At 59.1% G+C, this 6,101-nt stretch carries 10 protein-coding genes and 1 tRNA gene; 3 read left to right on the top strand and 8 right to left on the bottom strand.

From position 1 onward, the window contains the following. On the bottom strand, nt 1-906 hold a 906-nt coding region (locus EN993_RS29440), incomplete at its 3' end, for a thiamine pyrophosphate-binding protein (protein ID WP_245469007.1). A 214-nt stretch (nt 907-1,120) separates the two neighbouring features. On the opposite strand from EN993_RS29440, the gene bhcR reads away from it, so the two are divergent. Beyond that, the gene (gene bhcR / locus EN993_RS29435; RefSeq protein WP_127265538.1) at nt 1,121-1,942 is read left to right on the top strand and encodes an HTH-type transcriptional regulator BhcR; all 822 of its coding nucleotides are present in this window, start codon (nt 1,121-1,123) and stop codon (nt 1,940-1,942) included. Between the two features lie 73 nt (nt 1,943-2,015). On the opposite strand, the gene EN993_RS29430 is transcribed toward bhcR, so the two are convergent. From EN993_RS29430 to EN993_RS29420, 4 genes are all read right to left on the bottom strand, one after another. After that, nucleotides 2,016-2,318 carry a BA14K family protein gene (locus tag EN993_RS29430; RefSeq protein WP_109671674.1) on the bottom strand — a complete coding sequence of 101 codons (303 nt, stop codon included), beginning with the start codon at nt 2,316-2,318 and terminating at the stop codon, nt 2,016-2,018. A 47-nt stretch (nt 2,319-2,365) separates the two neighbouring features. Beyond that, a complete protein-coding gene (locus EN993_RS37180) occupies nt 2,366-2,533 on the bottom strand; it encodes a hypothetical protein (protein WP_164757888.1) in 168 nt (55 codons plus the stop codon). A gap of 73 nt (nt 2,534-2,606) precedes the next feature. Beyond that, nucleotides 2,607-2,816, bottom strand: a complete 210-nt coding sequence (locus EN993_RS29425; RefSeq protein ID WP_127265537.1) for a hypothetical protein — start codon at nt 2,814-2,816, stop codon at nt 2,607-2,609. Nucleotides 2,817-3,016: 200 nt separating this feature from the next. Then, nucleotides 3,017-3,184, bottom strand: coding sequence for a hypothetical protein (locus EN993_RS29420; protein ID WP_127265536.1), 168 nt, complete (start codon nt 3,182-3,184; stop codon nt 3,017-3,019). Nucleotides 3,185-3,340: 156 nt separating this feature from the next. Here EN993_RS29420 and EN993_RS29415 point away from each other — a divergent pair. Then, nucleotides 3,341-3,416: transfer RNA gene (locus EN993_RS29415), tRNA-Thr, on the top strand. Between the two features lie 167 nt (nt 3,417-3,583). Next, a complete protein-coding gene (locus tag EN993_RS29410) occupies nt 3,584-4,189 on the top strand; it encodes a hypothetical protein (protein WP_127265535.1) in 606 nt (201 codons plus the stop codon). Nucleotides 4,190-4,320: 131 nt separating this feature from the next. On the opposite strand, the gene EN993_RS29405 is transcribed toward EN993_RS29410, so the two are convergent. The 3 genes from EN993_RS29405 to EN993_RS29395 form a co-directional block, all read right to left on the bottom strand. Further along, the gene (locus EN993_RS29405; protein ID WP_206532439.1) at nt 4,321-4,521 is read right to left on the bottom strand and encodes a hypothetical protein; all 201 of its coding nucleotides are present in this window, start codon (nt 4,519-4,521) and stop codon (nt 4,321-4,323) included. 23 nt (nt 4,522-4,544) lie between these two features. Beyond that, nucleotides 4,545-5,111, bottom strand: a complete 567-nt coding sequence (locus EN993_RS29400; RefSeq protein WP_127265534.1) for a DUF2569 family protein — start codon at nt 5,109-5,111, stop codon at nt 4,545-4,547. 127 nt (nt 5,112-5,238) lie between these two features. Beyond that, nucleotides 5,239-5,853, bottom strand: a complete 615-nt coding sequence (locus tag EN993_RS29395) for a TetR/AcrR family transcriptional regulator (protein ID WP_127265533.1) — start codon at nt 5,851-5,853, stop codon at nt 5,239-5,241. Nucleotides 5,854-6,101: the final 248 nt, after the last annotated feature.

Below are 6,101 nucleotides of genomic sequence, written 5' to 3'. Positions count from 1 at the left end.
GTCGACATGGATGAACTTTTTCCCCTTTGTATAAACATCGACCGAGCCGGTGTGACGGTTGGCCCAGCGGTTGCCGATGCCGAAGACGAAGTCGGCTTCCAGCATCGTCGCATTGCCATAGCGGTGCGAGGTCTGCAGCCCGCACATGCCGGCCATCAGCCGGTGGTCGTCGGGGATCGCCCCCCAACCCATCAAGGTCGGGATGACCGGCACGCCAGAAATTTCCGCGAATTCGATGAGCAGATCCGACGCATCGGCGTTGATGATGCCGCCGCCGGCGACGATCAGCGGCTTTTCCGCGGCGTTGAGCATGGTCAACGCCTTTTCGGCCTGGGCGCGCGTCATCGCCGGCTTGAATGGCGTCAGCGGCTCATAGGCATCGATGTCGAACTCGATCTCGGCCAGTTGGACGTCGACCGGCAGGTCGATCAGCACCGGACCCGGCCGCGACGAGCGCATCAGGTGAAATGCCTTCTGCAGCGCCATCGGCACCAGATAAGGCTCCATGACGGTGACCGCCCATTTGGCGACCGGCGCGGCAATGGCTGATATGTCGACGGCCTGGAAATCCTCCTTGTTCAGCCGTGCGCGCGGCGCCTGGCCGGTGATGCACAGGATCGGAATCGAATCCGCTGCGGCCGAGTAAAGCCCGGTGATCATGTCGGTGCCGGCCGGACCCGAGGTGCCGATGCATAGGCCGATATTGCCTGACTTGGCGCGGGTATAGCCTTCCGCCATATGCGAGGCGGCCTCGACGTGGCGGGCAAGCACGTGGCGGATCGTTCCCCTCGCCTTCAGCGCCGAATAGAACGGATTGATCGCCGCGCCCGGCACGCCGAAAGCGCAGGAAATGCCTTCCTTTTCGAGAACGAGAACCGCGGCATCGACAGCGCGCATCCTGGCCATTTTCCAGCCCTCCACGGGTTTGTCATTGTTGGATTGGCTAAGGATGTCAGCACGCCGGCTATTTTTCAATTTTTTCAGAATATTTTTTCATTTCTAGAAAACGGCATCATATTCCTGATTTTATTGCATTTTTCGATTTCCAGGAATTTATGCTACTGTCCGAGTGAAAAACTTTTTCATTGTGCATCGGGCGAAATCGACAGAGAATGACGCCATGGAAACCACCGAAAAACGCCAGCGCGGACGGCCGCGCGCTTTCAACGGGCCATCGGAGGCCAGTTCGGTGCAGTCGCTCGACCGGGCGCTGCGCATCCTGGCCATTGTCGCGGAAGGCAGCGGCCTGTCGCTGAGCGAGATATCGGCGCAGAGCGGCCTTGCCGCCTCCACCGCCTACCGCATGCTGACGACGCTGCAAAACCACGGCATGGTCGAATTCGACACATCAGACCAGCTGTGGTCGATCGGCGTCGAGACCTACCGCATGGGCGCGGCGTTCCTGCGCCGCCGCAAGCTGGTCGACCGCGCCCGTGTCGTCATGCAGGAGCTGATGGAGAGAACGGGCGAGACCGCCAATCTCGGCGTCGCCGAGGATGATTGCGTCGTCTTCGTCAGCCAGGTCGAGACGCATCAGGCGATCCGTGCCTTCTTCCGGCCGGGCACGCGCAGCCCCTTCCATGCGTCCGGCATCGGCAAGGCGGTGTTGGCGCATCTCGAGCCGGAGCGCGTCGGAACCATCCTGCGCAAGGCAGGCCTGCAACGCTTCACCGACAGGACGCTGTCAGACATTTCGGCGCTCGCCCACGACCTGGCGAGAATCAAGCGACGTGGCTGGTCGGTCGACGACGAGGAGCGGCACCCCGGCATGCGCTGCGTGGCATCAGCCATCTTCAACGAATTCGGCGAGCCGATCGGCGGCGTCTCGGTCTCCGGGCCGACCGTGCGGGTGACGCCGGAGCGGCTGGCCGAGATCGGCCCGCTGGTGCGCGATGCCGCCGCCGAGGTGACCAGGATGATTGGCGGCGTCAGCTCGGCTTGAGATCATGCGGACAGCGAAAAGAGGGGCGGCGGGGGCGCCCCTCTTTTTCAGCTGATTGAAACGCCACCTCCTCTCAGAGCCGGCAGTAGTGACGATAGCCGTCGTGGCCGACATAGGTGTCGGAGTCCACGTCGTAGCTCGCGTAACGATCGTAGCAGCGGCGGACGTGCCACGAACCGCCGTCTTCGTCGACATAGACGGTACGGGGCTGCTGGGCGAGCAGGCTGCCGAGGACGAAACCACCGACGCCGGCGGCAATGCCGATGCCGAGGTCGTGGTGATGGCTGTGGGCGGCCGAAGGCTGGACGGTGCCGACCAGCGTGGTGGCGGCGACGGCGGTGGCGATGAGGCCGGAAACGAGTGTGTTCTTGAACATGATGATCTCCTTGCTTCGTTGACGGAGGCGATCCATCCGCCTCTTGATCATCTGTCGTTGCGGCCAGGAAAAAGGTTCGAATCTTTTTTCGATTTTTCTGGAGCCGAGGAAATCGGATGGACCGAGGTCTTGGCGACGGCGACCTGCGAGAGCTTGGCGAGGACGTTGATGCAGCTGATCTCCCTCCTTGCGGGGGAGATCGGCAGCTTTGCCACCCACTTCACAAGGTGATCGCCGAACGCAAAAAGGGCGGCCGAAGCCGCCCTCTTGGAAGAATGGGTCCCTCCATCAAAGGAAAATGATCACCCTACCGTGCCTGTGGTGATGATGGTTGTGGTGGTGGTTGTAGTGCTTCCACCAGAACTTCTTGAAGTGCTTGTTGTGATGGTGATGATGGCCGTGCATGCCGTGGGCCGACGACGTGCCGACAGTGCCGGCGAGCGCGCCGGTGGCGACGAAAATGGCGACGAGGCCTGAGGTAAGAGTGCGCTTGAGCATGATGATCTCCTGGATCCTTGATCGAGGCGACCCATTCGCCTCAGACCATCAGTCGGCGCAGCGCGGGAAAAGGTTCGAAGATCGAGGGGATTTTTAGTGCACGCTTGACGCAGGCGAATAGCGAATAGCGAGTAGGAAAAGGCAGGAACGCCACGTACCAATCGCTACGTTGCTATTCGCTACTCACTATTCGCTCTCTATCACCCCAGCCCCGTGACATGGCGAAGCCAGAAGGCCAGCGCGATGAAGCCGATGATGGTGGTGACGCCGGTCCAGTCGACATTGGCCTTCTTCACATCGCTGATGATCTTCACCAGCAGCATCCAGGCCACGAAGACGATAGGCAGAATGATGACAAATCTGATCATGCGACACCCCTGCTCGAAGCGATTGCACCTTCCACCTATGTAGGAAGCAATCCGGCGTTTTTCAGGATGCCCCTCCCCGACGGCCCATACGACATGCCGGGAAAAAACGGAGTTTTGTCTTTACTGGCGCAACAAATATGCTAACCGGAGCGCCGTGCCCTTGTAGCTCAGCTGGTAGAGCAGCGGTTTTGTAAACCGAAGGTCGGCGGTTCGATTCCGTCCGGGGGCACCAGTTTCCACCGAATGAAACCGACACTTGCAACGGACAGCACCGAATGATGCGTCAGTGATTGTCGAATGGCCAGCAACACAGATAAGATACGCTCAGGGGTCGAACAACACGTCTGGACAACCTATCGTTGCTTTAGGGTGGCTTAGAGACACATGAGAAGAATGGGCATGATGCGGATCTTGCTGGCTGTGGCGGCTCTCCTAGCGGCACGGTTCGCCTCGGCAGCGGAAGAGTTACCTTTTCCTGACTTGGACACAGAGGGCTATTGCACAGCGCTAGTCTCAAAGATGCTCGTCAAGGCGGAGCAGCAAAGCGAAAAAGAAAAGTGTCTAGTAGACGAGAAAGGGATGAGGGTTGCGCTTCAACCTTTCTGGCATCTTGTTGGCGATGTGCAGGCAACGTATTTGAGAGACAACTATATTAAGGAAGTTCGCCTCCAGACATATATAACTGTCAGCCACTTCGTGGCCACAGGGGTTGGCAAGGCCTGCCTTGAAGATCGTATATTCTGTGCCCCTGACAAGACCACTGTCGAGCTAGTGGCTTTCAAAAAGGCCGGTTATTGTCCATCAAAGGATTGCATAAGGGAGGAGACGGCGCGGAGGTTGCGACTTGAGAAGTACTGGTCGAGTTTGCCCATCCATAAAACTGGTTGGTGCCTTAGCCACGCTTTGCATCAGAAATACCCTCCACTCCAAATCCTTTCCAACTGCGTTGCCGAGGATATTGGGGCTCAATGTCTCAGCGGAACGCGGCAGTGTCGGCCCGGTTAGACAGTCTATCCCTCGATTTTTTGTTCGTCGCCAAAACACACGGCGCACGGATATTCACAAGCCATCTCACACATATCTTCACGTCTTGGGCCAGAGCAGAATGTCCACGTCTATAGTGGCCGCGAGGGCGACTACGGTAGTGGATATTCAGAGACCACCTGGCCCCCACCATGTTCGGCTGCGCGCACCCCAATCGCCGCCACCAGTATCCGGCTCTGCCTCCGGATCGCCGCCCGCAGTTCGGCAATCCTCGCCGCGTCGCGTTTCACGAATTCGATGAACATCATGTTCATGTTGTTGAGATCAAATTCGCCGAGCCCCTGATGCTCCAAAATATTCCAAATTGTGCCGTCTTCTATGCGCTCGCAACCCGGGCGGATGCCCCAACCCTGGTGAACGTGTTCCGGACCCTGACAGACTTGTAGACGTAGGCGGCCCAGATGCCAGTTCCCACAAACGAAACCATGGGGGCCACCACCGCATCGCCTGCGAGTACCAGGCTCACCGGAACGCCCAGAACTGACGCAACCCAGATCGTGTCCAGCACGAAAACGACAGGGATGGCGAGCCACTGGAGCAGAAACAATTGCGGAAAGCGGCGGCCTCGCCGCAGCATCGAAACGAGCACAACCAGCTGAAGCGCCAGAAATGCCAGATTGAGAGCAAGCTCGCCATACACCGCCAGCGGGCCATTTGAGAGGGTCATGAGTTGCTGGTAGCCGTCCGCCGAATTGGCGAAGTCGGCGAGTGTGCGCAGCGGTGACAATGTCTGACCGATCGCCAGCAGCATCAACCAGCCGCCGAAGCCCACAAGAGCTTCAGGATTCTGCGACGGCTTCGCGGCTGATCGAACAGCAAAGAAAACAGGCACGCCGATCAACAGCAGCACGATCGCCCAATGCCAGATGGAAAACGCCCCCATTTACCCCTCCCCCTATTTATGCCCTCCTAGGTTGTACCAGATTTCAAACTCAACTCAAGAGGTGAGCCTCGTCTGAAACCAGATCTTATGCGGAAGCGACGATTTCTCCTGCCTGCTCCTGACTTTCTCACACCGCAATCGCCGCCACCAATATCCGGTTCTGCCTCCGGATCGCTGCGCGCAGTTCCGGTATCTTCGCCGCGTCGCGCTTCACGAATTCGATGAACATCATGTTCATGTTGTTGAAGATCAGTTCGCCGAGCGCTGCCCCGTCGATATCCTGCCGCACCAGCCCAATCTCCTGCAGCCGGGCGATCAGGGCGCGGATCTGTTCGGTCAGCGCGCGGTCGAGTGCGGTGTAGGCCTGGCCGAACGGGCTGTCGGGCAGTTGTGTCGAGATTGCCATCGCCTGCCGCCACATCTCCTTGCTGAGATAATGCAGCGAGTGCTCGATATAGATGCCGATCAGCGTGTCCAGCGCATCGCCGACATTGGCCGGCGGCCTGGCGACGACGCCCTGCCCGGCATTGAGCACCTCGTTGACCTCAAGCGAGACGATGGCGCCGAGGATGTCGCCCTTGTTTTCATAGTAATTGTAGATCGTGCCGACCGAGACCTCGGCCTGGGCGGCGATCGCCTCGATCTTGGCGCCTTCATAACCGGCCTCGCGGAAAAGTGCCGCCGCCGCCTCGATGATGCGCCGGTGCCGGTCCGCCTTTTGCCTTGCCCGCAATCCGCTCATATCAGCCTCTTGCCATAAAAACAGAATTGACTCAATTTTAGAATTGGTTCAATTTTTTGCAAGAAGCCACAAAGGCAAGGGAGAACACTCGATGTCCGCTAAATCCGCATCCAGGAATCCGCTTTCCATGCTGAAAAGCCATCTGCATGCCGCATGCGCCGCCACGGCGCTGCTGCTCGGAGCCGGCAGCGCTGCCCAGGCCGCCGATCTCAACGCGCTGATCTGGTGCGATCATGCCGACCCGGCTC

Source organism: Mesorhizobium sp. M7D.F.Ca.US.004.01.2.1 (genome assembly GCF_003997785.1).
Taxonomy (GTDB): Bacteria; Pseudomonadota; Alphaproteobacteria; order Rhizobiales; family Rhizobiaceae; genus Mesorhizobium; species Mesorhizobium loti.
The sequence above is the reverse complement of the archived record's forward strand: the minus strand, read 5'-3'. Positions and strand labels throughout refer to the sequence as shown.

Bases quoted from the DNA above. Each gene is read 5' to 3' on its own strand.
- bhcR (WP_127265538.1), top strand. From the start codon at position 1,121: ATGGAAACCACCGAAAAACGCCAGCGCGGACGGCCGCGCGCTTTCAAC.
- EN993_RS29430 (WP_109671674.1), bottom strand. From the start codon at position 2,318: ATGTTCAAGAACACACTCGTTTCCGGCCTCATCGCCACCGCCGTCGCC.
- EN993_RS29425 (WP_127265537.1), bottom strand. From the start codon at position 2,816: ATGCTCAAGCGCACTCTTACCTCAGGCCTCGTCGCCATTTTCGTCGCC.
- EN993_RS29420 (WP_127265536.1), bottom strand. From the start codon at position 3,184: ATGATCAGATTTGTCATCATTCTGCCTATCGTCTTCGTGGCCTGGATG.
- EN993_RS29410 (WP_127265535.1), top strand. From the start codon at position 3,584: ATGATGCGGATCTTGCTGGCTGTGGCGGCTCTCCTAGCGGCACGGTTC.
- EN993_RS29400 (WP_127265534.1), bottom strand. From the start codon at position 5,111: ATGGGGGCGTTTTCCATCTGGCATTGGGCGATCGTGCTGCTGTTGATC.
- EN993_RS29395 (WP_127265533.1), bottom strand. From the start codon at position 5,853: ATGAGCGGATTGCGGGCAAGGCAAAAGGCGGACCGGCACCGGCGCATC.